The organism is Streptomyces sp. TG1A-8 (assembly GCF_030499535.1).
GTDB lineage: Bacteria > Actinomycetota > Actinomycetes > Streptomycetales > Streptomycetaceae > Streptomyces.
Map to the genome: position 1 here is coordinate 5,504,148 of NZ_JASTLB010000001.1, position 26,998 is coordinate 5,531,145.

Genomic DNA, 26,998 nt, shown 5'->3' on the forward strand with positions numbered 1-26,998 from the left:
CCTTGAGAACTCAACAGCGTGCCAAAAGTCAACGCCAGATATGTTGATACCCCGTCCGTCGGAGGTTGTTTTCCGATGGTCGAGGTTCCTTTGAAGTAGACACAGCGAGGACGCTGTGAACGGCTGGGCTTATTCCGCCCGGCTGTTCCGCTCTCGTGATGTGTGCACCGGATGTGCTGGTTGCATGGTCCGGGGTGAGCATTCACGGAGAGTTTGATCCTGGCTCAGGACGAACGCTGGCGGCGTGCTTAACACATGCAAGTCGAACGATGAACCTCTTTCGGGAGGGGATTAGTGGCGAACGGGTGAGTAACACGTGGGCAATCTGCCCTGCACTCTGGGACAAGCCCTGGAAACGGGGTCTAATACCGGATATGAGGATCATGGGCATCTGTGGTTCTGGAAAGCTCCGGCGGTGCAGGATGGGCCCGCGGCCTATCAGCTTGTTGGTGAGGTAATGGCTCACCAAGGCGACGACGGGTAGCCGGCCTGAGAGGGCGACCGGCCACACTGGGACTGAGACACGGCCCAGACTCCTACGGGAGGCAGCAGTGGGGAATATTGCACAATGGGCGAAAGCCTGATGCAGCGACGCCGCGTGAGGGATGACGGCCTTCGGGTTGTAAACCTCTTTCAGCAGGGAAGAAGCGAAAGTGACGGTACCTGCAGAAGAAGCGCCGGCTAACTACGTGCCAGCAGCCGCGGTAATACGTAGGGCGCGAGCGTTGTCCGGAATTATTGGGCGTAAAGAGCTCGTAGGCGGCTTGTCGCGTCGGTTGTGAAAGCCCGGGGCTTAACCCCGGGTCTGCAGTCGATACGGGCAGGCTAGAGTTCGGTAGGGGAGATCGGAATTCCTGGTGTAGCGGTGAAATGCGCAGATATCAGGAGGAACACCGGTGGCGAAGGCGGATCTCTGGGCCGATACTGACGCTGAGGAGCGAAAGCGTGGGGAGCGAACAGGATTAGATACCCTGGTAGTCCACGCCGTAAACGGTGGGCACTAGGTGTGGGCAACATTCCACGTTGTCCGTGCCGCAGCTAACGCATTAAGTGCCCCGCCTGGGGAGTACGGCCGCAAGGCTAAAACTCAAAGGAATTGACGGGGGCCCGCACAAGCGGCGGAGCATGTGGCTTAATTCGACGCAACGCGAAGAACCTTACCAAGGCTTGACATACGCCGGAAAACCCTGGAGACAGGGTCCCCCTTGTGGTCGGTGTACAGGTGGTGCATGGCTGTCGTCAGCTCGTGTCGTGAGATGTTGGGTTAAGTCCCGCAACGAGCGCAACCCTTGTCCCGTGTTGCCAGCAGGCCCTTGTGGTGCTGGGGACTCACGGGAGACCGCCGGGGTCAACTCGGAGGAAGGTGGGGACGACGTCAAGTCATCATGCCCCTTATGTCTTGGGCTGCACACGTGCTACAATGGCCGGTACAAAGAGCTGCGATACCGTGAGGTGGAGCGAATCTCAAAAAGCCGGTCTCAGTTCGGATTGGGGTCTGCAACTCGACCCCATGAAGTCGGAGTCGCTAGTAATCGCAGATCAGCATTGCTGCGGTGAATACGTTCCCGGGCCTTGTACACACCGCCCGTCACGTCACGAAAGTCGGTAACACCCGAAGCCGGTGGCCCAACCCCTTGTGGGAGGGAGCTGTCGAAGGTGGGACTGGCGATTGGGACGAAGTCGTAACAAGGTAGCCGTACCGGAAGGTGCGGCTGGATCACCTCCTTTCTAAGGAGCACTTCTTACCGGGCCTGGCCCGGTCAGAGGCCGGTGCATCGGCGAGTGTCCGATGCCGGTTGCTCATGGGTGGAACGTTGACTATTCGGTTCGGTTCTCGGGTCGGGGGCTGTTAGTACTGCTCGTAAGGGCGTGGAACGCATGGTCTTCGGGCGGGGTTGGATCGGGCACGCTGTTGGGTGTCTGAGGGAATGGGTTTTTTTCCTCAGGTGCCGGCCCCAGTGCACTCGGACGGTGGTCCGGGGTGATGGGTGGCTGGTCGTTGTTTGAGAACTGCACAGTGGACGCGAGCATCTGTGGCCAAGTTTTTAAGGGCGCACGGTGGATGCCTTGGCACCAGGAACCGATGAAGGACGTGGGAGGCCACGATAGTCCCCGGGGAGTCGTCAACCAGGCTTTGATCCGGGGGTTTCCGAATGGGGAAACCCGGCAGTCGTCATGGGCTGTCACCCGCTGCTGAACACATAGGCAGTGTGGAGGGAACGCGGGGAAGTGAAACATCTCAGTACCCGCAGGAAGAGAAAACAACCGTGATTCCGGGAGTAGTGGCGAGCGAAACCGGATGAGGCTAAACCGTATACGTGTGAGACCCGGCAGGGGTTGCGTGTGCGGGGTTGTGGGATCTCTCTTTCACGGTCTGCCGGCCGTGGGACGAGTCAGAAACCGTTGATGTAGGCGAAGGACATGCGAAAGGTCCGGCGTAGAGGGTAAGACCCCCGTAGTCGAAACGTCAGCGGCTCGTTGGAGAGACACCCAAGTAGCACGGGGCCCGAGAAATCCCGTGTGAATCTGGCGGGACCACCCGCTAAGCCTAAATATTCCCTGGTGACCGATAGCGGATAGTACCGTGAGGGAATGGTGAAAAGTACCCCGGGAGGGGAGTGAAATAGTACCTGAAACCGTGTGCCTACAAGCCGTGGGAGCGTCGGAGTGGAGTTTTCTTCATTCTCGTGACTGCGTGCCTTTTGAAGAATGAGCCTGCGAGTTTGCGGTGTGTTGCGAGGTTAACCCGGGTGGGGAAGCCGTAGCGAAAGCGAGTCCGAAGAGGGCGTTTTAGTAGCACGCTCAAGACCCGAAGCGGAGTGATCTAGCCATGGGCAGGTTGAAGCGGAGGTAAGACTTCGTGGAGGACCGAACCCACCAGGGTTGAAAACCTGGGGGATGACCTGTGGTTAGGGGTGAAAGGCCAATCAAACTCCGTGATAGCTGGTTCTCCCCGAAATGCATTTAGGTGCAGCGTCGTGTGTTTCTTGCCGGAGGTAGAGCACTGGATAGGCGATGGGCCCTACCGGGTTACTGACCTTAGCCAAACTCCGAATGCCGGTAAGTGAGAGCGCGGCAGTGAGACTGTGGGGGATAAGCTCCATGGTCGAGAGGGAAACAGCCCAGAGCATCGACTAAGGCCCCTAAGCGTACGCTAAGTGGGAAAGGATGTGGAGTCGCACAGACAACCAGGAGGTTGGCTTAGAAGCAGCCACCCTTGAAAGAGTGCGTAATAGCTCACTGGTCTAGTGATTCCGCGCCGACAATGTAGCGGGGCTCAAGCGTACCGCCGAAGTCGTGTCATTGACATATATAGCCCCAACGGGTGTGTTGATGGGTAGGGGAGCGTCGTCTGCCGGGTGAAGCAGCACCGGAAGGTAGTTGTGGACGGTTGACGAGTGAGAATGCAGGCATGAGTAGCGATACAAACGTGAGAAACGTTTGCGCCGATTGACTAAGGGTTCCTGGGTCAAGCTGATCTGCCCAGGGTAAGTCGGGACCTAAGGCGAGGCCGACAGGCGTAGTCGATGGATAACCGGTTGATATTCCGGTACCCGCTGTGAAGCGTCAAACATCGAGCATCGTGATGCTAAGGCCGTGAAGCCGTTCCGGACCCTTCGGGGAATGGAAAGTGGTGGAGCCGCCGGACCAAGCGGTTAGTAGGTGAGTGATGGGGTGACGCAGGAAGGTAGTCCATCCCGGGCGGTGGTTGTCCCGGGGTAAGGGTGTAGCCCGAGTGGTAGGTAAATCCGCCGCTCATGCAGGGTGAGACCTGATGCCGAGCCGATTGTGGTGAAGTGGATGATCCTATGCTGTCGAGAAAAGCCTCTAGCGAGTTTCATGGCGGCCCGTACCCTAAACCGACTCAGGTGGTCAGGTAGAGAATACCGAGGCGTTCGGGTGAACTATGGTTAAGGAACTCGGCAAAATGCCCCCGTAACTTCGGGAGAAGGGGGGCCACGTCTGGTGAGAGCATGTGCTGCTTGAGCTGGGGGTGGCCGCAGAGACCAGCGAGAAGCGACTGTTTACTAAAAACACAGGTCCGTGCGAAGCCGTAAGGCGATGTATACGGACTGACGCCTGCCCGGTGCTGGAACGTTAAGGGGACCGGTTAGCTCCATTTCGGTGGGGCGAAGCTGAGAACTTAAGCGCCAGTAAACGGCGGTGGTAACTATAACCATCCTAAGGTAGCGAAATTCCTTGTCGGGTAAGTTCCGACCTGCACGAATGGCGTAACGACTTCTCGACTGTCTCAACCATAGGCCCGGTGAAATTGCACTACGAGTAAAGATGCTCGTTTCGCGCAGCAGGACGGAAAGACCCCGGGACCTTTACTACAGTTTGATATTGGTGTTCGGTTCGGCTTGTGTAGGATAGCTGGGAGACTGTGAAGCAGGCACGCCAGTGTGTGTGGAGTCGTCGTTGAAATACCAGTCTGGTCGTGCTGGATGTCTAACCTGGGTCCGTGATCCGGATCAGGGACAGTGTCTGATGGGTAGTTTAACTGGGGCGGTTGCCTCCTAAAGAGTAACGGAGGCGCCCAAAGGTTCCCTCAGCCTGGTTGGCAATCAGGTGTTGAGTGTAAGTGCACAAGGGAGCTTGACTGTGAGACCGACGGGTCGAGCAGGGACGAAAGTCGGGACTAGTGATCCGGCGGTGGCTTGTGGAAGCGCCGTCGCTCAACGGATAAAAGGTACCCCGGGGATAACAGGCTGATCTTCCCCAAGAGTCCATATCGACGGGATGGTTTGGCACCTCGATGTCGGCTCGTCGCATCCTGGGGCTGGAGTCGGTCCCAAGGGTTGGGCTGTTCGCCCATTAAAGCGGTACGCGAGCTGGGTTTAGAACGTCGTGAGACAGTTCGGTCCCTATCCGCTGTGCGCGTAGGAGTCTTGAGAAGGGCTGTCCCTAGTACGAGAGGACCGGGACGGACGAACCTCTGGTGTGCCAGTTGTCCTGCCAAGGGCATGGCTGGTTGGCTACGTTCGGGAGGGATAACCGCTGAAAGCATCTAAGCGGGAAGCCTGCTTCGAGATGAGGACTCCCACCCACTTGATGGGGTAAGGCTCCCAGTAGACGACTGGGTTGATAGGCCGGATCTGGAAGCACGGTAACGTGTGGAGGTGACCGGTACTAATAGGCCGAGGGCTTGTCCTCAGTTGCTCGCGTCCACTGTGTTAGTTCTGAGGCAACGACCGTTGCCGGCTTTGAGCAGAACGCATAACTGAAGAGTGTGCTTGTTCGCTCGAAACCATTAGGGTTTCGGTGGTCATAGCGTGAGGGAAACGCCCGGTTACATTCCGAACCCGGAAGCTAAGCCTCACAGCGCCGATGGTACTGCAGGGGGGACCCTGTGGGAGAGTAGGACACCGCCGAACAATCTTTGGAGGACCCCTGGTCACCAGCGTTCAGCTGGGACCGGGGGTCCTTTTGTTTTTACAATGCTTGTGATACCGAAGACAGGAGTCACCGATGTCCACCAACTCTCCCGACGATCGACCGGAGCGCGACCAGCGGCGACGGGACAGTGGTGACCGCGGCGACCGTGGCGGCTTCCGTCGCGACAACGACCGCGGTGGCTACGGCCGGCGCGACGACAACCGCGGTGATCGCGGTGGCTTCCGGCGTGATGACAGTCGCGGTGATCGCGGCGAGCGGAGCGGCTACGGCCGTAGGGACGATCGTCGTGAGGGCGATCGGGGTTCGCGTCCGGCGTTCCAACGGGACGACCGCGATCGCGGGCCGCGTCGTGATGACCGTGGTGGGGAGCGTCCGCCTTTCCGTCGTGACGATCGTCGTGATGACCGTGGTGGGGACCGTCCGTCCTTCCGTCGCGACGACCGCGGGGAACGTCCGTCCTTCCGTCGTGACGATCGTCGTGATGACCGTGGTGGGGAGCGTCCGTCCTTCCGTCGTGACGATCGTCGTGATGACCGTGGTGGGGAGCGTCCGCCTTTCCGTCGTGACGATCGTCGTGATGACCGTGGTGGGGACCGTCCGTCCTTCCGTCGTGACGATCGTCGTGATGACCGTGGTGGGGACCGTCCGTCCTTCCGTCGTGACGATCGTCGTGATGACCGTGGTGGGGACCGTCCGCCTTTCCGTCGTGACGATCGTCGTGATGACCGTGGTGGGGACCGTCCGTCCTTCCGTCGCGACGACCGCGGGGAACGTCCGTCCTTCCGCCGTGACGACCGTCGTGATGACCGTGGTGGGGAGCGTCCGCCTTTCCGTCGTGACGATCGTCGTGATGACCGTGGTGGGGACCGTCCGTCCTTCCGTCGCGACGACCGCGGGGAACGTCCGTCCTTCCGTCGTGACGACCGTGGTGGGGAGCGTCCCTCTTTCCGTCGTGACGACCGTCCGTCCTTCCGTCGCGATGACCGTGGTGGGGAGCGTCCGCCTTTCCGTCGTGACGACCGTCGTGACGACCGCGGGGACCGTCCGTCCTTCCGTCGTGACGACCGTCGTGATGACCGTGGTGGGGAGCGTCCGCCGTTCCGTCGTGACGACCGCGGGGGCTTCCGGGGCCGGGACGACCGGGGTGGCCGTCCCGGTGGTTTCCGCGGGCGGGACGGTGGCCGGGACGGGCGTGACGACCGGCGCGGTGGCGGTGGCCGCTTCCGTGACGAGCGTGACCGCGACCGGGAGCCGATCAAGCGGCTGCCGATTCCCGAGGACGTCACCGGCGACGAGATCGACAAGGACGTCCGGCAGGAACTGCAGAGCCTGCCCAAGACGCTCGCGGAGGACGTCGCCAAGAACCTGGTGATGGTCGCGCGGCTCATCGACGAGGACCCCGAGGGCGCCTACGGTTACTCCCGGGTGGCCCTTCGCCTGGCGTCCCGCGTGGCCGCCGTCCGCGAGGCCGCCGGGTTCGCCGCGTACGCCAATCAGAAGTACAGCGAGGCACTCGCCGAGTTCCGGGCCGCGCGGCGCATGACCGGCAGCGTGGACCTGTGGCCCGTGATGGCCGACTGCGAGCGTGGGCTCGGGCGGCCGGAGAGGGCCATGGACATGGCCGGCGCCCCCGAGGTGCACAAGCTGGACAAGGCCGGACAGGTCGAGATGCGGCTCGTCGCGGCCGGTGCCCGGCGTGACATGGGGCAGCTGGACGCGGCCATCGTGACCCTGCAGAGCCCCGAGCTGGCCTCCCACTCGGTTCAGCCGTGGACCGCGCGCCTGCGTTACGCCTACGCCGACGCCCTGCTGGCCGCCGGCCGGGAGGGCGAGGCGCGGGAGTGGTTCGCCAAGGCCGTCGAGGCCGACCGGGACGGCAGCACGGACGCTTCCGACCGGCTCGCCGAGCTGGACGGCGTGGAGTTCGTCGACGCCCTCGACGACACCGAGGACGAGCCCGGGACCGAGCTCGGGACCGAGCCCCGGATCAAGACCGGGACCGGACCCGAAGCCGCGGCCGAGAGCCGCGACGCCGGCGGCGAGCACGCGGCCGAGGAGAGCCCCGCCGGTCAGGACGCCGCCGAGCAGGAGCGGCACGGGGACTGAGTCCGGGCGGTGACCGGGTGACTGGAAGGGCGGGACCGAACGGGTCCCGCCCTTTCGCGTGTCCGGGCCCCGTACGCCGCGCGCCGGTCAGATGTCCAGGGCCCGCAGCACCAGGCCCGAAGCCGGCTTCGGGCCGAACGAGGTCGACTTGCGGGGCATCGTCACGCCCTGGCGGGCCAGGTCGCGGACGACGTCCTCGCGGACCGGGTGCATCAGGACGGCCGTACCGCCGTCGCGCTCCGCCTTCGCGACCGTGGCGGCCGCGTCGTGGATGTACGTGACGTGCGCGGGCGAGTCCTCGGGGACGTGCCAGACGTGGTCGAGCAGCGCGGCGTGCAGGACCGCGGCGTCCAGACGGCGCCAGGCGGCCGGGCGGTCGGCCGGGACGGTCCGGGCCAGCAGGCCCGGGTCCGGGCGGTCGATCAGGTGGAAGGCGCCGTCGCCGGCCAGCAGGAAGGCGTTGCCCGCGCCGGCCGCGTCCGCCAGCGCCCGCAGCGCCTCGGGCAGCGGGGCCGCCAGGCGCCGTACCCGGAACAGGCCGTCCACGGCCCTGAGCGCGTCCGCGACCGGAAGGCCGTGCAGCAGGCGGTGGATGGCGCGTACGCGCAGCGGGTAGCGGGCGGTGTCGACCAGCAGGACCAGACCGTGGTCCCAGGGGCTGGGGGAGGGGTGCTCCGCGCGCAGCCGCCGGTAGGTGGCCCAGCGGTGGTGGCCGTCGGCGATCAGGGCCTGCTGCCGGGCCAGGTCCGTCCGTATGCGGGCGAGGTCGGCGGGTTCGGTGACGGACCACAGTCGGTGGTGGAAGCCGTCCTCGGTGGTCGTGGCCAGCAGTGGCGGACGCCGCGCCGTGCGCTCGACGACCTCGGCCGCCGTGCCGTCGCCGCGGTAGGTCAGCAGCAGCGGTTCCAGGTTCGCGCGGGTGGCGCGCATCAGGGCCGCGCGGTCGGCCACCACCGGCGGCATGACGTCTTCGTGGGGCAGCACCACGCCCTCGGACGGCTCCGACACGCGCAGGGCGCCGATGATCCCGCGCTGCAGCACGCCCTCGCCGTCCCGCTGCTCGTACACGTACAGGGCGGGCTGCGCGTCGACGGTCAGGACGCCCTCGGCCAGCCAGCGGCGCAGGGTGCCGGCCGCCTGGTCGTTGCGCGCGCTGGGCGTGCCGGCCTGGGGGAGGATCAGCCGGACGACGTTGTGCGGGTCGGCGGACTGGAGGTGGTGCAGGCCGTCGGGGCGGACGACGACGTCGTACGGGGGGACGTGACGGAGGCCAGGCTGCCGACCCGGTCGGGGTCGTAGCGGAGGCCTCGGAACGGGGTGAGTTCCAGGCCTCGGTGCGCCGTTGCCTCCGAGTGACCTGCTGAGTTCATCCCGGCATCGTACGTGCGACGGCGGCGTGCGGGATGATCGGGGGAAAGACGGCCGAACGAGGAGCGATGCGGAATGAGCCAGGGCGTCAGGACGAGGCCCGAGGGCAGTGGACGGCCCCTGAGCGAGGCGTACGACACGGCGCTGCTCGATCTGGACGGGGTGGTGTACACGGGCGGGAAGGCGATCGCGCACGCCGTCGACTCACTGGCGAGCGCCCGTGAGGGCGGCATGCGCCTGGCGTACGTCACCAACAACGCGCTGCGGACCCCGGACGTGGTGGCCGGTCACCTGACGGAGCTGGGCATACCGACGGGCGCGGACGACGTCATCACCTCGGCGCAGGCGGTCGCGCGGCTGGTCGGTGAGCAGGTGCCGGCCGGGTCGCGGGTGCTGGTGATCGGCGGTGAGGGGCTGCGGGTGGCGCTGCGTGAGCGCGGTCTGGTGCCCGTGGAGTCGGCGGACGACGATCCGGTTGCGGTCGTGCAGGGGTACGGCGGACCGGACCTGACCTGGTCGCGGTTGGCGGAGGCGTCGTACGCCGTGGCCAGGGGGGTGCCGTGGTTCGCGTCGAACACCGACCTGACGATCCCGAGCGGGCGCGGCATCGCGCCGGGCAACGGGGCGGCCGTCGAGGTCGTGCGGATCGCGACCGGCGCCGAGCCGCAGGTGGCGGGCAAGCCGCTGCCGCCCATGCACCGGGAGACGGTCATCCGGACCGGTGCCGAGCGGCCCCTGGTGGTGGGGGACCGGCTGGACACGGACATCGAGGGGGCGTTCAACGGCGGGGTGGACTCGCTGCTGGTGCTCACCGGCGTCACCGACGGCGCCCGGTTGCTCGCCGCGCCGCCACGGCACCGGCCCACGTTCGTGGACGCCGATCTGCGCGGGTTGCTCGGCGGTCAGCCGGAGGTCGCCGGGGAGGGCGGCCGGTTCCGCTGCGGAGGGTGGACGGCGTCGGCCGGGCGGGAGGAACTGGAACTGGACGGCGACGGGAAGGCCCTGGACGGGCTGCGGGCGCTGTGCGCCGCGGCCTGGACGGCGGCCGGGAACGGGGCGTGTGCGCTCGACGCGGGGAAGGCCCTGGCCAAGCTCGGGTTGTGACGCCGGCTTCCGTCCGCCCGGGGCCTGTTCACCGGCACCGGACATCGTGAAGGGATGGGAGGGTAGGCTAACCTAACCTCGTGTTGGTCGACAGTCCTCCGGAACAGCGCGCGGAGACCGCCCCCGCGCCCCCGACCCGCCGGGCGGCGCGGGTGCTCGGGCTCCTCGCCGGCGCCGTGCTCCTGGTGCTCGTCGCCGCGGTGAGCATCGCGATCGGGGCGAAGGCCCTGTCGCCGGACCAGGTCTGGCACGGTCTGTTCCACGACACAGGGACCTACGGGGACGTCGTCGTGGACCAGCGGCTCGCGCGGACCGTCCTCGGCCTGCTGGCCGGGGCCGCGCTCGGCCTGTCCGGGGCGGTGCTGCAGGCGCTCACCCGCAATCCGCTGGCCGACCCCGGGCTGCTCGGCATCAACGCCGGCGCCTCCGCCGCCGTCGTCACGGCCCTCACCTGCTTCGGCGTCACCAGTCTCACCGGCTACGTGTGGTTCGCCTTCGGCGGGGCGGCGGCGGTGGGGGCGCTGGTGTGGTTCCTCGGCGGCAGCCGCAGCGCCACACCGGTGCGGCTCGCGCTCGCCGGGACCGCCGTCAGCGCCGCCCTCTACGGCTACCTCCAGGCCGTGATGATCATGGACGGCGCGGCGCTGGGCAAGATGCGCTTCTGGACGGTCGGTTCGCTCGCCTCGGCCACGGACTCGACCATCGTGCAGGTCCTGCCGTTCCTCGCGGCCGGGACCCTGCTCGCGCTCGGGCTCGCCCGGCCGCTGAACGCCATGGCGATGGGCGACGACACCGCCCGCGCCCTCGGCGCCCACCTGGGCCGCACCCGCGCACTGGCCATGCTGGCCGCCACCGTGCTGTGCGGCGCCGCGACCGCCGCCTGCGGCCCGATCGTGTTCATCGGCCTGATGGTTCCGCACGCCGTGCGCTCCTTCACCGGGCCCGACCTGCGCTGGATCCTGCCGTACGCCGCGGTCCTGTCGCCGGTGCTGCTGCTCGGCGCCGACGTCCTCGGCCGGGTCGTCGCCCGGCCCTCGGAACTCCAGGTCGGCATCGTCACCGCGATCATCGGCGGTCCGGTGTTCATCCTTCTCGTACGACGACGCAGGACGGCCCAGCTGTGAAGACCGGACGGACCACCCGAGCCGTGCGCACCCCGGGCGGGCTGTCGGTGCGCCTGGACGTCCGCGCCCTGACCGCCGTCGTGCTGCTGCTGGCCGCCGCCGGCGCCGCGGGCGTGGCCCTGATCGGCACCGGCGACGCGAAGATCCCGGCGGCCGACGTGCTGCGCACCCTGGCCGGAGACGGCACCGCCTACCAGGACTTCATCGTCAACGAGCTGCGCCTGCCCCGCGTCCTGGTCGGCCTGCTGGTCGGCGCCTCGCTCGGCCTGGGCGGCGCGCTGTTCCAGTCGGTCTCCCGCAACCCGCTGGGCAGCCCGGACGTCCTGGGCCTGTCGCAGGGGTCGACGGCCGGCGCGCTGGTCGTCATCGTGCTCATGTCCGGCAGCCCCGCCCAGGTCACCGCCGGCGCGCTGGCCGGCGGCCTGCTGACCGGCACCGCCATCTACGTCCTCGCCTGGAAGCAGGGGGTGCACGGGTACCGGCTCGTCCTGGTCGGTATCGGCGTCTCCGCGATCGCCACGGCCGTCAACGGTTACCTGCTCACCAAGGCCGACCTGGTCGACGCGACGCGTGCGGTGGTGTGGATGACCGGTTCCCTCGACGGCCGCGACTGGGACCAGGTGCGGCCGCTGCTCGGGCTGTGCGCCGTGCTCTTCCCGGTGGTCCTCGTCCACGCGCGCGGCCTGCGGATGCTGGAGATGGGCGACGACACCGCCAACGCCCTCGGGGTGCGCGTGCAGCGCGTCCGGCTGGTGGCGATGGTCTGCGCCGTCCTGCTCACCGCCGCCGCCACCGCCGCCGCGGGGCCCGTCAGCTTCGTCGCGCTGACCGCCCCGCAGCTCGCCCGGCGCCTGACCCGCTCGCCCGGCCCGAACCTGGTGCCCTCCCTGTGCATGGGCGCCGCCCTGCTGGTCGCCGCCGACTGGGCCTCGCAGCGCGCCTTCGGCGCCGACCAGCTGCCCGTGGGCGTGGTCACCGGCGTGCTGGGCGGCGGCTACCTGCTGTGGCTGCTGGTCGCCGAGCGCCGGGCGGGCCGGATATGAGCGGCACGAACGCGAACACCCCGAGGAGCACTGTGAACCGCCTGTCCGCCCAGAACGTCACCCTCGCCTACGACCAGCGGGTCATCGCCGAGCGGTTGTCGGTGGAGATCCCCGACCGGTCCTTCACGGTGATCGTCGGCCCGAACGCGTGCGGCAAGTCGACGCTCCTGCGGGCCCTGTCGCGGATGCTGAAGCCGAGCGGGGGCCGGGTCCTGCTCGACGGGCAGGCCATCCAGTCCCTGCCGGCGAAGAAGGTCGCCCGCACCCTGGGCCTGCTGCCGCAGTCCTCCATCGCGCCGGAGGGCATCACGGTCGCCGACCTGGTGGGCCGCGGCCGCTACCCGCACCAGGGCCTGCTGCGCCAGTGGTCCGCCGAGGACGAGCGGGTCGTGCGCGAGTCCATGGCGCAGACCGGGGTCGCCGAACTCGCCGACCGGTACGTGGACGAGCTGTCCGGCGGCCAGCGGCAGCGCGTGTGGATCGCGATGGCGCTCGCCCAGCAGACCCCGCTGCTGCTCCTGGACGAGCCGACCACCTACCTCGACATCCAGCACCAGATCGACGTCCTCGACCTGTGCGCGGAGCTGCACGAGAACCGGGGCCGGACCCTGGTCGCCGTCCTGCACGACCTCAACCACGCCGCCCGGTACGCCACCCACCTCGTCGCCCTGCGCGGCGGACGGGTGATCGCCCAGGGCGCCCCGGACGACATCGTGACGGCCGAGCTGGTCGAGGAGGTCTTCGGGCTGCGCTGCCAGGTCATCGACGACCCCGAGACCGGGACCCCGCTGGTGGTGCCGGCGGCCCGCAGGAGGCGCACGGCGAGGGTCACGGCAGCTTCCTGAGCCGGAGCAGGTCCACCAGGCCGCCTCCGGCCGCGCCCGCCTCCGGGTGGTCGCGGAGTCCGGCCCGCCGCCCACCAGGGCCACCAGGCCGTCGCCGGCCACGGCGAGCCCTGTCCGGGCCCCGCGCGCGGCGGCCCGGGACGGATGCCGTCCACCCGATCCGGCCGCCGGCCGGCCGGTGAAGCTGGCGTCCAGGCCGGTGACGTGGCGGCTCACCGAGCGGCCCCAGGGCGGCGGCCGCGCGGACGTCGCCCCCGGCGCCCCGCACGTTCCGCGGGAGCCGTCCCAGCGCGGCGCGGCACTCCCCGATCGTGGCCATCGGCCGTGACGGTACCCCGGCGGTTCGAGGTAGCGTCTGGGCATGAACGACTCGGCACCGCAGACGGAGACCCCCGGGGAGGGGGCGCGGGCGCCGCGGGAGGACGACCCCGCCGCCCCCGCCCCCCTGAACGTCCCGCGCACCCCCACGGGCGACGCCGGGGTGGACGCCGGGCTGGAGCGGCTGGCCGACGCCGACCACCTGGCCACCGACGGACACCTGGAGGTGTACGAGGATGTGCACCGGGGGCTGCGCGACGCGCTCACCGCGCTCGACGTCCGCCCGGGACCTCCGGGGCCCCCGCCGCCGCACCACCAGAGCAGGAGCTGAACCGAACGTGGCAGGAGTCGCACGCCGCCGTCTGGACGCGGAGCTGGTCCGCCGGAAGCTCGCGCGTTCGCGGGAGCACGCCAGCCAGCTCATCGCCGCCGGGCGGGTCACCGTCGGCAGGACCGTGGCGACCAAGCCGGCCACACAGGTGGAGACCGCGGCGGCGATCGTGGTCCGGGCCGACGACAGCGACCCCGACTACGTCTCCCGCGGCGGGCACAAGCTCGCCGGAGCGCTGGAGGCGTTCGTCCCGCAGGGGCTCGTCGTCGCGGGCCGGCGCGCGCTGGACGCCGGCGCGTCCACCGGGGGCTTCACCGACGTCCTGCTGCGCGCGGGCGCCGCGCACGTCGTCGCCGTGGACGTCGGATACGGCCAACTCGCCTGGTCCCTGCGGCAAGATGAACGCGTCACCGTCAAGGACCGTACGAACGTACGGGAGTTGACGCTGGAGGTGATCGACGGGAAGCCGGTGGACCTTGTCGTGGGTGATCTGTCCTTCATCCCGCTCGGCCTGGTGCTGCCCGCCCTGAAGCGGTGCGTCGGGCCGGACGCCGACCTGGTGATGATGGTCAAGCCGCAGTTCGAGGTGGGCAAGGAGCGGCTCGGCAGCGGGGGGGTCGTACGGAGCCCGCAGCTGCGGGCGGAGGCCGTGCGGGCGGTGGCCGGGCGGGCCTGGGAGCTGGGGCTCGGGGTGCGGGGCGTCACCGCGAGCCCGCTGCCCGGCCCGTCGGGCAATGTCGAGTACTTTCTCTGGCTGCGAGCCGGTGCTCCCGCACCGGACCCGGCCGACGTCGACCGAGCAGTGGCGGAGGGGCCGCGTTGACACAGAACCGAGCGCGTACTGTTTTCCTGCTCGCCCACACCGGGCGGCCCGCGGCGATCCGCAGCGCGGAGCTCGTGGTCAAGGGACTACAGCGGTCCGGCATCGGAGTGCGGGTGCTGGAGGAGGAGGCGCGCGACCTGCCCCTGTCCGGCGAGGTGGAACTCGTCACGGAGGCGACACCGCAGTGCCTCGACGGCTGTGAACTGCTGATCGTCCTCGGCGGCGACGGCACGCTGCTGCGCGGCGCCGAGTTCGCGCGGGCCTCCGGGGTGCCGATGCTCGGCGTCAACCTCGGGCGCGTCGGCTTCCTGGCCGAGGCCGAGCGGGACGACCTCGACCGGGTGGTGGACCGGGTGGTGGCGCGGTCGTACGAGGTCGAGGAACGGATGACCGTCGACGTCGTCGTGCACCGCAACGGCGACATCGTGCACACCGACTGGGCGCTGAACGAGGCGGCCGTGCAGAAGGCCGGCGCCGAGAAGCTGCTGGAGGTCGTGTTGGAGATCGACGGGCGGCCGGTGACGGGCTTCGGGTGCGACGGGATCGTCCTGTCCACGCCGACCGGGTCCACCGCGTACGCCTTCTCCGCCGGGGGGCCCGTGGTGTGGCCGGAGGTGGAGGCGCTGCTGATGGTGCCGATCTCCGCGCACGCGCTGTTCGCCAAGCCGCTGGTCACCTCGCCGGACTCGGTGCTCGCCGTGGAGGTCCTGCCGCACATCCCGCCGGGGGTGCTGTGGTGCGACGGGCGGCGCACCGTCGAACTGCCGCCCGGGGCGCGGGTGGAGGTGCGGCGGGGTGCCGTGCCGGTGCGGCTGGCCCGGCTGCACCACGCCTCGTTCACGGACCGGCTGGTGGCGAAGTTCGCGTTGCCCGTCGCCGGGTGGCGGGGGGCGCCCCACTAGGGCCCGCGTCCGGAGCGGGCCGGACCCCCGCGGGGTCCGGCCCGCTCCGGACGGAAGGCCCCGGCCGTCCGCGCGTGCCGCCTCCGGTTCCGCCGGCGGTGCGGGTGCCGCGCGCCACCGCGGGGGCACTCCCCGCAGTGGCGCGGGCGGGCCGTGTGCACTCTCCCGCCCGGACCTCGTATGGTCTGTTCCGTGCTGGAGGAAATGCGGATACGGTCACTCGGGGTCATCGACGACGCCGTCGTGGAGCTGTCGCCGGGGTTCACCGCCGTCACCGGTGAGACGGGCGCGGGCAAGACCATGGTGGTCACCAGCCTGGGACTGCTGCTCGGCGGGCGGGCGGACCCGGCGCTCGTACGGATCGGGGCCGGGAAGGCGGTCGTGGAGGGGCGGATCGCCGTGCCCGCGGACGCCGCCGCCGTCGTACGCGCCGAGGAGGCCGGGGCCGAGCTGGACGACGGGGCCCTGCTGATCAGCCGCACCGTGTCCGCCGAGGGCCGCTCCCGGGCGCACCTGGGCGGGCGCAGCGTGCCCGTGGGACTGCTCGCCGAGCTGGCCGACGACCTGGTGGCCGTGCACGGGCAGACCGACCAGCAGGGGCTGCTGAAGCTGTCCCGGCAGCGACAGGCGCTCGACCGGTACGCCGGTGACGCCGTGGCCGGGCCGCTGGCCAAATACGCCGAGGCCCACCGGCGGCTGCGGACCGTCTCCGCCGAGCTGGAGGAGATCGTCACGCGCGCCCGTGAGCGCGCCCAGGAAGCCGACATGCTGCGCTACGGCCTGGACGAGATCGCCGCCGTGGAGCCCCGGGCCGGGGAGGACGTGGAGCTGGCCGAGGAGGCGGAGCGGCTGGGGCACGCCGAGGCCCTGGCGTCCGCCGCCACCGTCGCGCACGCCGCCCTCGCGGGCAACCCCGAGGACCCCGAGGGCATCGACGCCTCGACCCTGGTGGCGGGCGCCGGCCGGGCGCTGGAGGCCGTGCGGTCCCACGATCCGGCGCTGGCCTCGCTGGCCGACCGGATCGGGGAGATCGGCATCCTGGTGGGCGACGTCGCCGGCGAGCTGGCGGGATACGCCGACGACCTGGACGCCGATCCGCTGCGGCTGGCCGCCGTGGAGGAGCGCCGGGCCGCGCTCAACGCCCTCACCCGCAAGTACGGCGCCGACGTGGGCGCGGTGCTCGCCTGGGCCGAGCACAGCGCCGCGCGGCTCACCGAACTCGACGGCGACGACGAGCGGATCGAGGAGCTGACCGCCGAACGGGACGCGCTGCGCGTCGAGCTGGGTGCCCTCGCGCAGGCCCTGACGGACGCGCGGGCGGAGGCCGCCGGGCGGTTCGCCGCCGCGGTGACCGCCGAGCTGGCCTCGCTGGCGATGCCGCACGCGCGGGTGTCCTTCGACATCCGGCAGACCGAGGACCCCGAAGGCGTCGAGGTCGGTGGGCGCACGGTCGCGTACGGGCCGTCGGGCGTGGACGAGGTGGAACTGCTGCTCGCCCCGCATCCGGGAGCGCCGCCGCGGCCCATCGCCAAGGGCGCCTCCGGCGGCGAGCTGTCGCGCGTGATGCTGGCCGTGGAGGTCGTGTTCGCGGGCACGGACCCGGTGCCGACGTACCTCTTCGACGAGGTCGACGCCGGTGTCGGCGGCAAGGCGGCCGTCGAGATCGGGCGGCGCCTGGCGAAGCTCGCCAGGACCGCGCAGGTCGTCGTCGTCACCCACCTCCCGCAGGTCGCCGCGTTCGCCGACCGGCACCTGCTGGTGGAGAAGACGAACGACGGGTCCGTCACCCGGTCCGGTGTGAAGGTGCTCGAGGGCGAGGAACGGGTCCGGGAGCTGTCCCGGATGCTGGCCGGCCAGGAGGACTCGCAGGCGGCCCGGGCCCACGCCGAGGAACTGCTGGCCACGGCCCGTGCCGAGGCCTGAGCACCACCGTGGCGGACGGCAGGGGCAGGTGCCGCCCGTCGCGCACCCGGTGGACCGCCTCGCCGACCCACCGGGCGGCCGCTCCGGCCGCCCGGCCCGAACCCGCTGACGGAGGCTTCCGTGCCCTGGTCCGACCACGCCATCTGGTGGCACGTCTACCCCCTCGGCTTCCTCGGTGCCGAACGCGCCGCCCTGCCCCCGGGCGAGCCGCCGCGCCACCGGCTGCCGGCCCTGGCCGACTGGCTGGACCACCTGCTCGGGCTGGGCTGCAACGGCCTCGCCCTCGGCCCGGTCTTCGCCGCCGAGACGCACGGCTACGACACGGTCGACCACTTCCGGATCGACCCCCGCCTGGGCACCGAGGACGATCTGGCCGAGCTGGTCGCGCGCGCGGCCGAGCGCGGCGTACGGGTCCTGCTGGACGGGGTCTTCAACCACGTGGGCCGGTCCTTCGGACCGTTCGCCGACGTGCTGCGGAACGGTGCCGCCTCGCCGTACGCGGACTGGTTCGTGCCCGACGGCGACGACTTTCGCACCTTCGAGGGGCACCGCCACCTGGTCGCCCTCGACCACTCCAGCCCCGCCGTCGCCGACCACGTGGTCTCCGTCCTGGAGTACTGGCTCGACCGGGGCGTGGCCGGCTGGCGGCTGGACGCCGCGTACGCCGTGCCGCCGCCCTTCTGGCGCACCGTCACCGACCGGGTGCGGGTCCGGCACCCCGGGGCGTGGTTCAGCGGGGAGGTCATCCACGGGGACTACGCCGCGTACGTCACGGAGGGCGGCCTGGACTCCGTCACCCAGTACGAGCTGTGGAAGGCGATCTGGAGCTCGCTCAACGACGTCAACCCGCACGAACTGGCCTGGGCGCTCACGCGCCACAACGCCATGCTCGGCACCTTCGTGCCGCAGACGTTCGTCGGCAACCACGACGTCACCCGGATCGCCAGCAGGCTGCGCGAGCCCCGGCACCTGGCACACGCCCTCGCCGTGCTGTTCACCGTCGGCGGCGTCCCGTCCGTGTACGCCGGCGACGAGCGCGCCTGGCAGGGGGTCAAGGAGGACCGAGCGGGCGGGGACGACGCCGTCCGCCCGGCGTTCCCGGCCGACCCCGCGGACCTCGGCCCCGACCGGCTGGGCGCGGAGCGGCTCCACCGGACCCTGGTGGGCCTGCGCCGGCGCAACCCCTGGCTGGTGCGGGCGCGGACGGAGGTCCACACCCTGGACGACGCCGTGCTCGGCTACACCCTCACCGATCCCGCAGGGGGAGCCGCCGTCGCGGTCGGACTCAACTTCGCCACCGCGCCCGCGGTGGCCGCGGTGCCCGCAGCCTCCTGGACGCCCGAGGCGGGGAGGGCGCCGTCGACGCCCCGTCCGGAACCCTGTCCCTGCCGGGGCTCGGCTGGTGCGTGGCCACGGCTCCGGGAATCCCGTAGGGGCGCCGTGAAGGGGGCACCGCGCCCCCTCCGCGCGATCCCCGGGCCCCCGTACGGCGACGGCATGAGCACACCGGCCCGCCGCCGGCCCGGTCGCGGGCGCGCTGCCGGGGCCCGGGCGCGGTACCCGGCACCGCCGTCGTCGCGGGCGGCGGGCGGGCCCGCCCGCGCACGCCGTCGCCGTCGCCGTCGCGGCCGCCGCCGGGCACCGGGACCGGGTGGGAGCGCGGGCGCGGGTGCTGTGGGTGTCCACCTCGGGACGCGGTGGGGGAGGGGAGAACGGGACGGCTCGGCCGGACCGGGCCCCCTCACCCGGCCGGGTGATGCGCCCCGGCGCGTGGCCCCGGCCGCCGCACGCTGTGCCGGGCCGGATCTCCCGCAACGCCCCTGTGTCCTGGCATGCTTGACGGAGAACGCGGTCCGCGCGGCAGGCGCGCGGCACGTCCTTCGCGCCCTCCGCGCCCGCTGCACCCGCTACCTTCTGTACGTTCCCCCGCGACCGCCCCGCGCCACATCAGGAGCCCCGGCCCGTGAGCCCCGTGAGCAGCAACGCACCGCACGGCCAGACGCCGCTGCGCACCGTGCAGGTGCTGGGCGGGGGCAGCGCCGGCAGCAGTGCGCACGTGCGCTCCCTGACCGAGGGCCTCGTCTCGAGGGGCGTGCGGGTCAGGGTGTGCGCCCCCGCGGAGGCCGACCGCGCCCACGACTTCACCGGGGCCGGCGCCGAGCACGTGCACGTGCCGCGCAGCGGCGACCCGGCCTCCGTGGCCGCGCTCCGGGCGGCCTGCGCGGAGGCCGACCTGGTGCACGCGCACGGCCTGCACGCGGCCTTCCGCGCCGTGCTCGCGCTCGGCGGACGCAACACCCCCCTGGTGGTGACCTGGCACAACCGCGTCCGGGCGGAGGGGGCGCGGGCGCACCTGCTGCGGCTGCTGGAGCGGCGCGTGGCGCGGGCGGCCGCCGTGGTCCTCGGCACCACCTCCGACCTGGTGGACCGGGCACGCCGGACCGGCGCGCGGGACGCCCGGCTCGCCGCGGTGACCCTGCCCGGGCGGCGCCCGCCCGTCGACCCCGCCGACCCCGACCGGCTGCGCTCCAAGGTCCGCGCCGACCTCGGCGCCACCGGACGCCCGCTGCTCATGGCGGTCGGCTCCCTGGACCGGCAGGGCGGCCACGAGGTCCTGCTGGACGCGGCGCGGACGTGGCGGGACCTCGACCCCGTCCCCCTGGTGATCGTCGCCGGGGAGGGACCGCTGCGGTCGGTGCTGCAACGGCGCATCGAGGACGAGGAGTTGCCGGTACGGCTCGTCGGACGGCGCGAGGACGTGCCCGAACTGCTCACCGCTGCCGACCTGGTGGTGCTGACCAGCAGGTGGGAGGCGCGTTCCCTGCTCGCCCAGGAGGCGCTGCACGCGCGCGTACCGCTCGTCGCCACCGCCGTCGGCGGCGTCCCGGAGCTGGTGGGCGACGCCGCCGAACTCGTCCCGTACGGCGACGCGGAGGTCCTCGCGGGCGCCGTCGTACGCCTGCTCGCGGACCCGCGGCGGCGGGAACTGCTGCGCGAGCGGAGCGTCAGGCAGACGGCGACCTGGCCGACCGAGGAGGAGACGGTCGCGCACGTGCTCAGCGTCTACGACGAGCTCACCCAGCCCCGGCCGCTCGCCTGAGCCGGGCCGGGTGCCTGGACCACGTGCCGGCGGGCGCGCAGGGCCAGGCTCAGCGCCAGCACGGTCTGCGGGTCGTCGAGGTCGGTGCCCAGCAACTCCCCGATGCGGGCGAGCCGGTTGTACAGGGTCTGGCGGTTGAGGTGCAGTTCGCGGGCGGTCTCGGCCTTGCGGCCGGCGTGCGCCAGGTAGGTCTCCAGGGTCGGCAGCAGGGGCGGCCTGGCGCGGTCGTCGTGGTCGCGCAGCGGGCCGATCGCCCGGTCCACGAAGGCCGCGAGGCCGGGATGGTCGCGCAGCCGCCACAGCAGCAGGTCGATGTCGAGGCGGCGGGCGTCGTACCAGGGGCGGTCGGGCAGTCCCCGGGCCGCGGTCGCCGTCTCCGCCGCGTGCCTCAGCCCGGCCGACGCGGTCGCCCAGTCACCGGCCGCCCCGACCACCACGACCGGCGGCGGGGCGTCCGGACGCCGCATCCCGGCCCGCTCGGCGCCCGCCCGCAGCGCCGCCGCCACCCGGTCCGCGACCGCCGGCCGGTCCGCCTGCGCGCGCAGTCCGAGCAGCACCGGCACCCGGCCCTCGACCGGCCGCACCCCCAGCAGCGCCGGTACGCCCACCGAGGCCAGCTCCTCGGCGACCGCGCGGGCGAGCACCGCCCAGCCGCTCCCGTCCCCGGCACCGCCCGCGCGGGCGGTGCCGTCGAGGGGGAGGGGGTCGCCGACGCGCATGACGACCGGGAGCAGCGGGCCGTCGCCGGGCCTGAAGCCGAGGACACGGGCCTGCGCCGGGGCATCCTGCGCCGTGACGCGGCCCTCGGCGAGATCGGTGAGGAAGTCGCCGCGCCCGCGCGCCGCCAGCTCCTCCTCCTGCCGGGCCTGCATCAGCACCACCGCCAGGGTGCCCGCGGCCCGCTCGGCGGCGATCCGGTGCACCGCCGCCAGCGGCGAGCGGACCGGCAGCAGCACCAGACGGGCCCGCACCGAACCGGCCCCGGGCCCGCCGCCGGGCACGTCCACCAGCACCGAGCCCGCCGGCGGCGGCGCGTCCTTGTGCGGGCCGCGCAGCCCCTCCCACACCTGCAGCGGGTCCGTGCCCTCGGGTCCGGCCCCGGCGGCGTACAGCAGCCGGCCGTCCGCCGTCTCCAGGAACACCGGGTTGTCGCCGAAGCCGGCCAGGACCTCCAGCACCTGCGGCACCCCGCCCCCGTCCAGCAGCGCCCCGGTGCAGCGGCGGTGCACCTCCTCGGCCCGCTGGAGCAGCGCGTAGTGCCCGTTGACGATCTCGGTGTGGATCTCCTCGGTGACGGCGACGAACGGCACCTCGCGGTGCAGCTGGACCAGCGGCAGTCCGGCGGCGCGGGCGGTGTCCACCAGGGCGGCCGGCAGTCGGGTGAAGCGCGGGCCCAGCTCCACCACCAGGGCGGCGATGCCCCGCTCGGCGAGCGTGCGCACGAACGCCCGCTGCTCGGCCGGGCGGCTGCCCAGGCCGTACCCGGTGGTCAGCAGCAGTTCGCCGCCCTTGAGCAGTGAGGCGATGTTCGGCACCTCGCCCGCGTGCACCCAGCGCACGGTCCGACCCAGCCGGTCCGCGCCCGCCACGGTCTCCGGCAGCCCGCTGCGCAGCCCGGGCAGTTCGAGGGCCCGCTGCACGGTGATCCCCGCGCCCTGGGTGTCGAATCGGTGGTCCGTGCGGCTGTCCATGCGGCGGACGCTACCCGTGGACACGTTCAGGTGACACCTCCGCGAGGCCGCGGAGGCCGCGGTGCCCGGGGGACGCGAGGCCGCAGGGCGGGGGGAGGGAGAACGACGGGCACCGGCCCGCCGGGCACGGCACGGCGCCCCCGTGGTCCGGCGGCGGTGCGGGGACCACGGGGCGCCGTGCGGGGGCGGCTCAGCCGCCGTAGGCCCCCGACGCCGTAAGCCGCAGCGCGGTGTCGATCAGCGGGACGTGGCTGAAGGCCTGGGGGAAGTTGCCCACCTGGCGCTTCAGGCGCGGGTCCCACTCCTCGGCGAGCAGACCGAGGTCGTTGCGCAGGGCGAGCAGCTTCTCGAACAGCCGGCGGGCCTCGTCCACCCGGCCGATCATCGCCAGGTCGTCCGCCATCCAGAACGAGCACGCGAGGAACGCGCCCTCGTCGCCGGGCAGACCGTCGACGCCCGCGTCCTGGCCCTCGGTCGGGTAGCGCAGGATGAACCCGTCCGGGGTGGACAGCTCGCGCTGGATCGCCTCGATGGTGCCGATGACCCGCTTGTCGTCCGGCGGCAGGAAGCCCATCTGCGGGATGAGCAGCAAGGACGCGTCCAGCTCCTTGGAGCCGTAGGACTGGGTGAAGGTGTTGCGCTCCTCGTCGTAGCCCTTCTCGCACACGTCCCGGTGGATGTCGTCGCGCAGTTCGCGCCAGCGCTCCAGCGGGCCGTCCGCGTCACCGGACTCGATCAGCTTGATGGTGCGGTCCACCGCCACCCAGGCCATCACCTTGGAGTGCACGAAGTGCCGGCGCGGCCCGCGCACCTCCCAGATCCCCTCGTCCGGGTCCTGCCAGTGGCCCTCCAGGTAGCTGATCAGCTTCAGCTGGAGCAGGGAGGCGTAGTCGTTGCGGGCCAGACCCGTCATGTGCGCCAGGTGCAGGGCCTCGGTGACCTCGCCGTACACGTCCAGCTGGAGCTGGTGCGCGGCGCCGTTGCCGACCCGGACCGGGGCCGAGCCCTCGTAGCCGGGCAGCCAGTCCAGCTCGGCCTCGCCCAGCTCGCGCTCACCGGCGATGCCGTACATGATCTGCAGGTTCTCCGGGTCGCCGGCGACCGCGCGCAGCAGCCACTCGCGCCAGGCGCGGGCCTCCTCGCGGTAGCCGGTGCGCAGCAGCGAGGACAGGGTGATCGCCGCGTCCCGCAGCCACGTGTAGCGGTAGTCCCAGTTGCGCACGCCGCCGATGTCCTCGGGCAGCGAGGTGGTGGGGGCCGCGACGATGCCGCCCGTGGGGGCGTACGTCAGGGCCTTCAGGGTGATCAGCGAGCGGACCACCGCCTCGCGGTACGGGCCGTGGTACGTGCAGTGCTCGACCCACTCGCGCCAGAAGTCCTCCGTCGCCTCCAGCGACTGCTCCGGCTCCGGAAGCGGCGGCGGCTGCTTGTGCGAGGGCTCCCACGAGATCGTGAAGGCGATCCGGTCACCCGGGGCGACCGTGAAGTCCGCGTACGTGGTCAGCGCCTTGCCGTAGGTGTCGATCTCCGTGTCGAACCACACGGAGTCGGGTCCGGCGACCGCCACCGTCCGGCCCTCGTGCTTGTGCACCCAGGGCACCACGCGGCCGTAGGAGAAGCGCATCCGCAGCGCCGAGCGCATCGGCACCCGGCCGGTGACGCCCTCCACGATCCGGATCAGCTGGGGGGCGCCGTCACGCGGGGGCATGAAATCGGTCACGCGGACCGTGCCGCGCGGGGTGTCCCACTCCGATTCCAGGACCAGCGAGTCGCCGCGGTAGCCGCGCCGGGCCGCCCTGGGCGGTTCCGCGTCGGCCGCGTGCGCCGGGCCGAGCCGCCAGAAGCCGTGCTCCTCGGTACCCAGCAGACCGGCGAAGATGGCATGCGAGTCGAAGCGGGGCAGGCACAGCCAGTCCACTGTGCCGTCCCGGCAGACCAGGGCTGCGGTCTGCATGTCTCCGATGAGTGCGTAGTCTTCGATGCGCCCGGCCACGTGCAACTCCAGTCGAACGGCCACGTCACCCCCCGAGCAGGGGGCTGTCGCTGATGAGGTCAGGGGGGTTGTTGTTGTGCGTCGTTGAGCGGTGAAGCAAAGCAGCCCGCCGAGTCCTAGGGCAAAACGGCAGTCTTTGCTCAACGAACTGCCGCGCTCTCGTTGTTCCGGAGGATGCGGGCGGGGGTGTGCCGTCGTTCCGGCCGGGCTCGGCAGTGAGTGTCCGAGCAGGATACGACGCGACCAGATGATCTGTGTGCCGCTCCGGACAACCCGTGTGGGCCGAACGGGTGAGCGCCGGGTGATGCCGGGTGGTCGTGCGGGCCCGGGACGGCCGGGTTGCGGGCGCTGGGTGTCCGCGCGGGTGCGGAGCGTGGCCGGGGGGCCATCTCCCTGCGGCGCTGATACCCTGGTAGCCCGTGGACCGGTGGGCGAGAAAACCCCCGAACCGCAGCGACGGCACCTCCGGCAGCGTCCGGGACGGCAGCCGCACCGCACGACAGACCGCGACCACGGGAGCCCCCTCTTGGCCATGCCGCCCGCTGCTTTCCGAAACAGCTCAGCCACGACGACCAAGCACATCTTCGTCACCGGGGGCGTCGCCTCCTCGCTCGGCAAGGGCCTCACCGCCTCCAGCCTGGGCATGCTGCTCAAGGCCCGCGGCCTGCGCGTCGTGATGCAGAAGCTGGACCCCTACCTGAACGTCGACCCGGGCACGATGAACCCCTTCCAGCACGGTGAGGTGTTCGTCACCAACGACGGCGCCGAGACCGACCTGGACATCGGGCACTACGAGCGCTTCCTCGACCGTGACCTGGACGGCTCCGCCAACGTCACCACGGGACAGGTCTACTCGACCGTGATCGCCAAGGAGCGGCGCGGCGAGTACCTGGGCGACACGGTGCAGGTCATCCCGCACATCACCAACGAGATCAAGCACCGCATCCGGCGCATGGCCACCGACGAGGTGGACGTCGTCATCACCGAGGTCGGCGGCACGGTCGGCGACATCGAATCGCTGCCGTTCCTGGAGACCGTCCGCCAGGTCCGCCACGAGGTCGGCCGGGACAACGTCTTCGTGGTGCACATCTCCCTGCTGCCGTACATCGGCCCCTCGGGCGAGCTGAAGACCAAGCCGACCCAGCACTCCGTGGCGGCGCTGCGCAACATCGGCATCCAGCCGGACGCGATCGTGCTGCGCTGCGACCGCGAGGTGCCGACCGCGATCAAGCGCAAGATCTCGCTGATGTGCGACGTCGACGAGGCCGCCGTGGTCGCCTGCCCCGACGCCCGCTCGATCTACGACATCCCCAAGACCGTGCACGGCGAGGGCCTGGACGCCTACGTGGTCCGCAAGCTGGACCTGCCCTTCCGGGACGTGGACTGGACGACCTGGGACGACCTGCTCGACCGCGTCCACAACCCCGACCACGAGATCACCCTCGCCCTGGTCGGCAAGTACATCGACCTGCCCGACGCCTACCTGTCGGTCACCGAGGCGCTGCGCGCCGGCGGCTTCGCCAACCGGGCCCGCGTGAAGATCAAGTGGGTCACCTCGGACGACTGCAAGACCCCGGCCGGCGCGGAGGCGCAGCTCTCCGACGTCGACGGCATCTGCATCCCGGGCGGCTTCGGCGACCGCGGCGTGCTCGGCAAGGTCGGCGCCATCCGCTACGCCCGCGAGAACAGGATCCCGCTGCTCGGCCTCTGCCTGGGCCTGCAGTGCATCGTGATCGAGGCCGCGCGCAACCTCGCCGGCGTCCCGGACGCCAACTCCACCGAGTTCGACCCGGCCACCGCCCACCCGGTCATCTCCACCATGGCCGAGCAGCTCGACATCGTCGCCGGCGAGGGCGACATGGGCGGTACCATGCGGCTCGGCATGTACCCGGCGAAGCTGGCCGAGGGCTCGATCGTGCGCGAGGTGTACGACGGCAAGGAGTACGTCGAGGAGCGGCACCGCCACCGCTACGAGGTGAACAACGCCTACCGCGCGGAGCTGGAGAAGAAGGCCGGCATCCTCTTCTCGGGCACCTCCCCGGACGGCAAGCTCGTGGAGTACGTCGAGTACCCGCGCGACGTCCACCCCTACCTGGTCGCCACCCAGGCGCACCCCGAGCTGCGCTCGCGGCCGACCCGTCCGCACCCGCTGTTCGCCGGCCTCGTGAAGGCCTCCGTCGAGCGGAAGAATTCCAGGTGACGCACCAGTTGTACGGTGGCCGGGGTACTCATCCGCGAGGTGGGCACCCCGGTCGTCGTACGAGGCCGGTTTTCCTCTCGCACGTGTGGAAGGACAGGGCATGACGATCAAGGACATCCCCGAGGAGTGGGAGATCCGGGCGACCACGACCCCGTTCACCGGCAGCAAGACCTCCGTCCGCACCGACGACGTGGTCATGCCCGACGGCTCCGTGGTCCACCGCGACTACCAGGTGCACCCCGGCTCGGTCGCCGTCCTCGCCCTGGACGAACAGGACCGGGTCCTGCTCATCAACCAGTACCGCCACCCGGTGCGGCACAAGCTGTGGGAGATCCCGGCCGGCCTGCTCGACGTGCCCGGCGAGAACCCGCTGCACGCCGCACAGCGCGAGCTGTACGAGGAGGCGCACGTCAAGGCCGGGGACTGGCGGGTGCTGACCGACGTGTACACCACTCCCGGCGGCTGCGACGAGGCCGTGCGGATCTTCCTCGCCCGCGAGCTGTCCGACGCCGAGGGCGAGCGCTTCGAGGCGGAGCACGAGGAGACCGACATGCAGCACGCGCGCGTGCCGGTCGACGAGCTGGTGCGCCGGGTGCTGGCCGGGGACGTGCACAACAACTGCCTCGTCGTCGGCGTGCTGTCCCTGGTCGCCGCGCGCGGCGGGGACGGACTGGACGTCCTGCGCCCGGCCGACGCCCCCTGGCCCGCGCGCCCCTTCACCTCCTGA

Annotated in this window: 14 protein-coding genes, 3 rRNA genes and 2 pseudogenes; 16 read left to right on the plus strand and 3 right to left on the minus strand. The window is 71.1% G+C overall.

The genetic code is table 11. From position 1 onward, the window contains the following. Window positions 1-201 precede the first annotated feature (201 nt). The 4 genes from QQY24_RS24200 to QQY24_RS24215 all read left to right on the plus strand — a co-directional run bounded on the left by QQY24_RS24200 (window position 202) and on the right by QQY24_RS24215 (window position 7,506). Window positions 202-1,728, plus strand: a 16S ribosomal RNA gene (locus QQY24_RS24200). Between the two features lie 307 nt (window positions 1,729-2,035). Then, a 23S ribosomal RNA gene (locus tag QQY24_RS24205) occupies window positions 2,036-5,157 on the plus strand. 104 nt (window positions 5,158-5,261) lie between these two features. After that, window positions 5,262-5,378: ribosomal RNA gene (gene rrf, locus QQY24_RS24210) — 5S ribosomal RNA — on the plus strand. The 16S, 23S and 5S rRNA genes sit together here, the layout of an rRNA operon. A gap of 1,285 nt (window positions 5,379-6,663) precedes the next feature. Next, entirely contained in the window at window positions 6,664-7,506 is an 843-nt protein-coding gene (locus QQY24_RS24215) for a tetratricopeptide repeat protein (RefSeq protein WP_301976343.1), read from the plus strand. A gap of 87 nt (window positions 7,507-7,593) precedes the next feature. Here the strand turns inward: QQY24_RS24215 and QQY24_RS24220 are convergent. Then, window positions 7,594-8,876 (minus strand): annotated as a pseudogene (locus tag QQY24_RS24220) (DUF1015 family protein). A 73-nt stretch (window positions 8,877-8,949) separates the two neighbouring features. Between QQY24_RS24220 and QQY24_RS24225 the strand changes: the two are divergent. From QQY24_RS24225 to QQY24_RS24270, 10 genes and pseudogenes are all read left to right on the plus strand, one after another. Beyond that, window positions 8,950-9,978: an HAD-IIA family hydrolase gene (locus QQY24_RS24225; RefSeq protein ID WP_301974825.1), complete on the plus strand. Its 1,029-nt coding sequence runs from the start codon at window positions 8,950-8,952 to the stop codon at window positions 9,976-9,978. 80 nt (window positions 9,979-10,058) lie between these two features. Then, window positions 10,059-11,102 carry an iron ABC transporter permease gene (locus QQY24_RS24230; RefSeq protein WP_301974826.1) on the plus strand — a complete coding sequence of 348 codons (1,044 nt, stop codon included), beginning with the start codon at window positions 10,059-10,061 and terminating at the stop codon, window positions 11,100-11,102. Then, window positions 11,099-12,145 (plus strand): iron chelate uptake ABC transporter family permease subunit, encoded by a 1,047-nt coding sequence (locus QQY24_RS24235; RefSeq protein ID WP_301974827.1) that lies wholly within the window; start codon window positions 11,099-11,101, stop codon window positions 12,143-12,145. Before QQY24_RS24230 ends, QQY24_RS24235 begins: the two co-directional genes overlap by 4 nt. Continuing rightward, entirely contained in the window at window positions 12,142-12,990 is an 849-nt protein-coding gene (locus tag QQY24_RS24240) for an ABC transporter ATP-binding protein (RefSeq protein WP_301974828.1), read from the plus strand. Before QQY24_RS24235 ends, QQY24_RS24240 begins: the two co-directional genes overlap by 4 nt. 361 nt (window positions 12,991-13,351) lie before the next feature. Beyond that, window positions 13,352-13,639: a hypothetical protein gene (locus QQY24_RS24245; RefSeq protein WP_301974829.1), complete on the plus strand. Its 288-nt coding sequence runs from the start codon at window positions 13,352-13,354 to the stop codon at window positions 13,637-13,639. Window positions 13,640-13,646: 7 nt separating this feature from the next. Beyond that, window positions 13,647-14,462, plus strand: coding sequence for a TlyA family RNA methyltransferase (locus QQY24_RS24250; protein ID WP_301974830.1), 816 nt, complete (start codon window positions 13,647-13,649; stop codon window positions 14,460-14,462). Further along, complete coding sequence (locus QQY24_RS24255) at window positions 14,459-15,364, plus strand: NAD kinase (protein ID WP_301974831.1); 906 nt, start codon at window positions 14,459-14,461, stop codon at window positions 15,362-15,364. Before QQY24_RS24250 ends, QQY24_RS24255 begins: the two co-directional genes overlap by 4 nt. Before the next feature lie 180 nt (window positions 15,365-15,544). Further along, entirely contained in the window at window positions 15,545-17,287 is a 1,743-nt protein-coding gene (gene recN / locus QQY24_RS24260; protein ID WP_301974832.1) for a DNA repair protein RecN, read from the plus strand. Between the two features lie 120 nt (window positions 17,288-17,407). Then, window positions 17,408-18,283, plus strand: a pseudogene (locus tag QQY24_RS24265) (alpha-amylase family glycosyl hydrolase); the annotation flags it as partial. A 967-nt stretch (window positions 18,284-19,250) separates the two neighbouring features. Continuing rightward, entirely contained in the window at window positions 19,251-20,387 is a 1,137-nt protein-coding gene (locus tag QQY24_RS24270) for a glycosyltransferase family 4 protein (RefSeq protein ID WP_301974833.1), read from the plus strand. Here QQY24_RS24270 and QQY24_RS24275 read toward each other — a convergent pair. Together QQY24_RS24275 and QQY24_RS24280 are read right to left on the minus strand one after the other, a co-directional pair. Continuing rightward, complete coding sequence (locus QQY24_RS24275) at window positions 20,351-22,078, minus strand: PucR family transcriptional regulator (RefSeq protein ID WP_301974835.1); 1,728 nt, start codon at window positions 22,076-22,078, stop codon at window positions 20,351-20,353. The genes QQY24_RS24270 and QQY24_RS24275 overlap by 37 nt on opposite strands. 190 nt (window positions 22,079-22,268) lie before the next feature. Beyond that, window positions 22,269-24,071: a glycoside hydrolase family 15 protein gene (locus QQY24_RS24280; protein ID WP_301976344.1), complete on the minus strand. Its 1,803-nt coding sequence runs from the start codon at window positions 24,069-24,071 to the stop codon at window positions 22,269-22,271. A 532-nt stretch (window positions 24,072-24,603) separates the two neighbouring features. Between QQY24_RS24280 and QQY24_RS24285 the strand changes: the two genes are divergently transcribed. Further along, window positions 24,604-26,271 (plus strand): CTP synthase, encoded by a 1,668-nt coding sequence (locus QQY24_RS24285; protein ID WP_301976345.1) that lies wholly within the window; start codon window positions 24,604-24,606, stop codon window positions 26,269-26,271. 100 nt (window positions 26,272-26,371) lie between these two features. Continuing rightward, the gene (locus tag QQY24_RS24290; RefSeq protein ID WP_301974836.1) at window positions 26,372-26,998 is read left to right on the plus strand and encodes an NUDIX hydrolase; all 627 of its coding nucleotides are present in this window, start codon (window positions 26,372-26,374) and stop codon (window positions 26,996-26,998) included.

What these genes read in the sequence shown, in the direction of transcription:
- QQY24_RS24290 (WP_301974836.1), top strand. Translation starts at nt 26,372, where the DNA reads ATGACGATCAAGGACATCCCCGAGGAGTGGGAGATCCGGGCGACCACG.
- recN (WP_301974832.1), top strand. Translation starts at nt 15,545, where the DNA reads ATGGTCTGTTCCGTGCTGGAGGAAATGCGGATACGGTCACTCGGGGTC.
- QQY24_RS24275 (WP_301974835.1), bottom strand. Translation starts at nt 22,078, where the DNA reads ATGGACAGCCGCACGGACCACCGATTCGACACCCAGGGCGCGGGGATC.
- QQY24_RS24240 (WP_301974828.1), top strand. Translation starts at nt 12,142, where the DNA reads ATGAGCGGCACGAACGCGAACACCCCGAGGAGCACTGTGAACCGCCTG.
- QQY24_RS24245 (WP_301974829.1), top strand. Translation starts at nt 13,352, where the DNA reads ATGAACGACTCGGCACCGCAGACGGAGACCCCCGGGGAGGGGGCGCGG.
- QQY24_RS24285 (WP_301976345.1), top strand. Translation starts at nt 24,604, where the DNA reads ATGCCGCCCGCTGCTTTCCGAAACAGCTCAGCCACGACGACCAAGCAC.
- QQY24_RS24225 (WP_301974825.1), top strand. Translation starts at nt 8,950, where the DNA reads ATGAGCCAGGGCGTCAGGACGAGGCCCGAGGGCAGTGGACGGCCCCTG.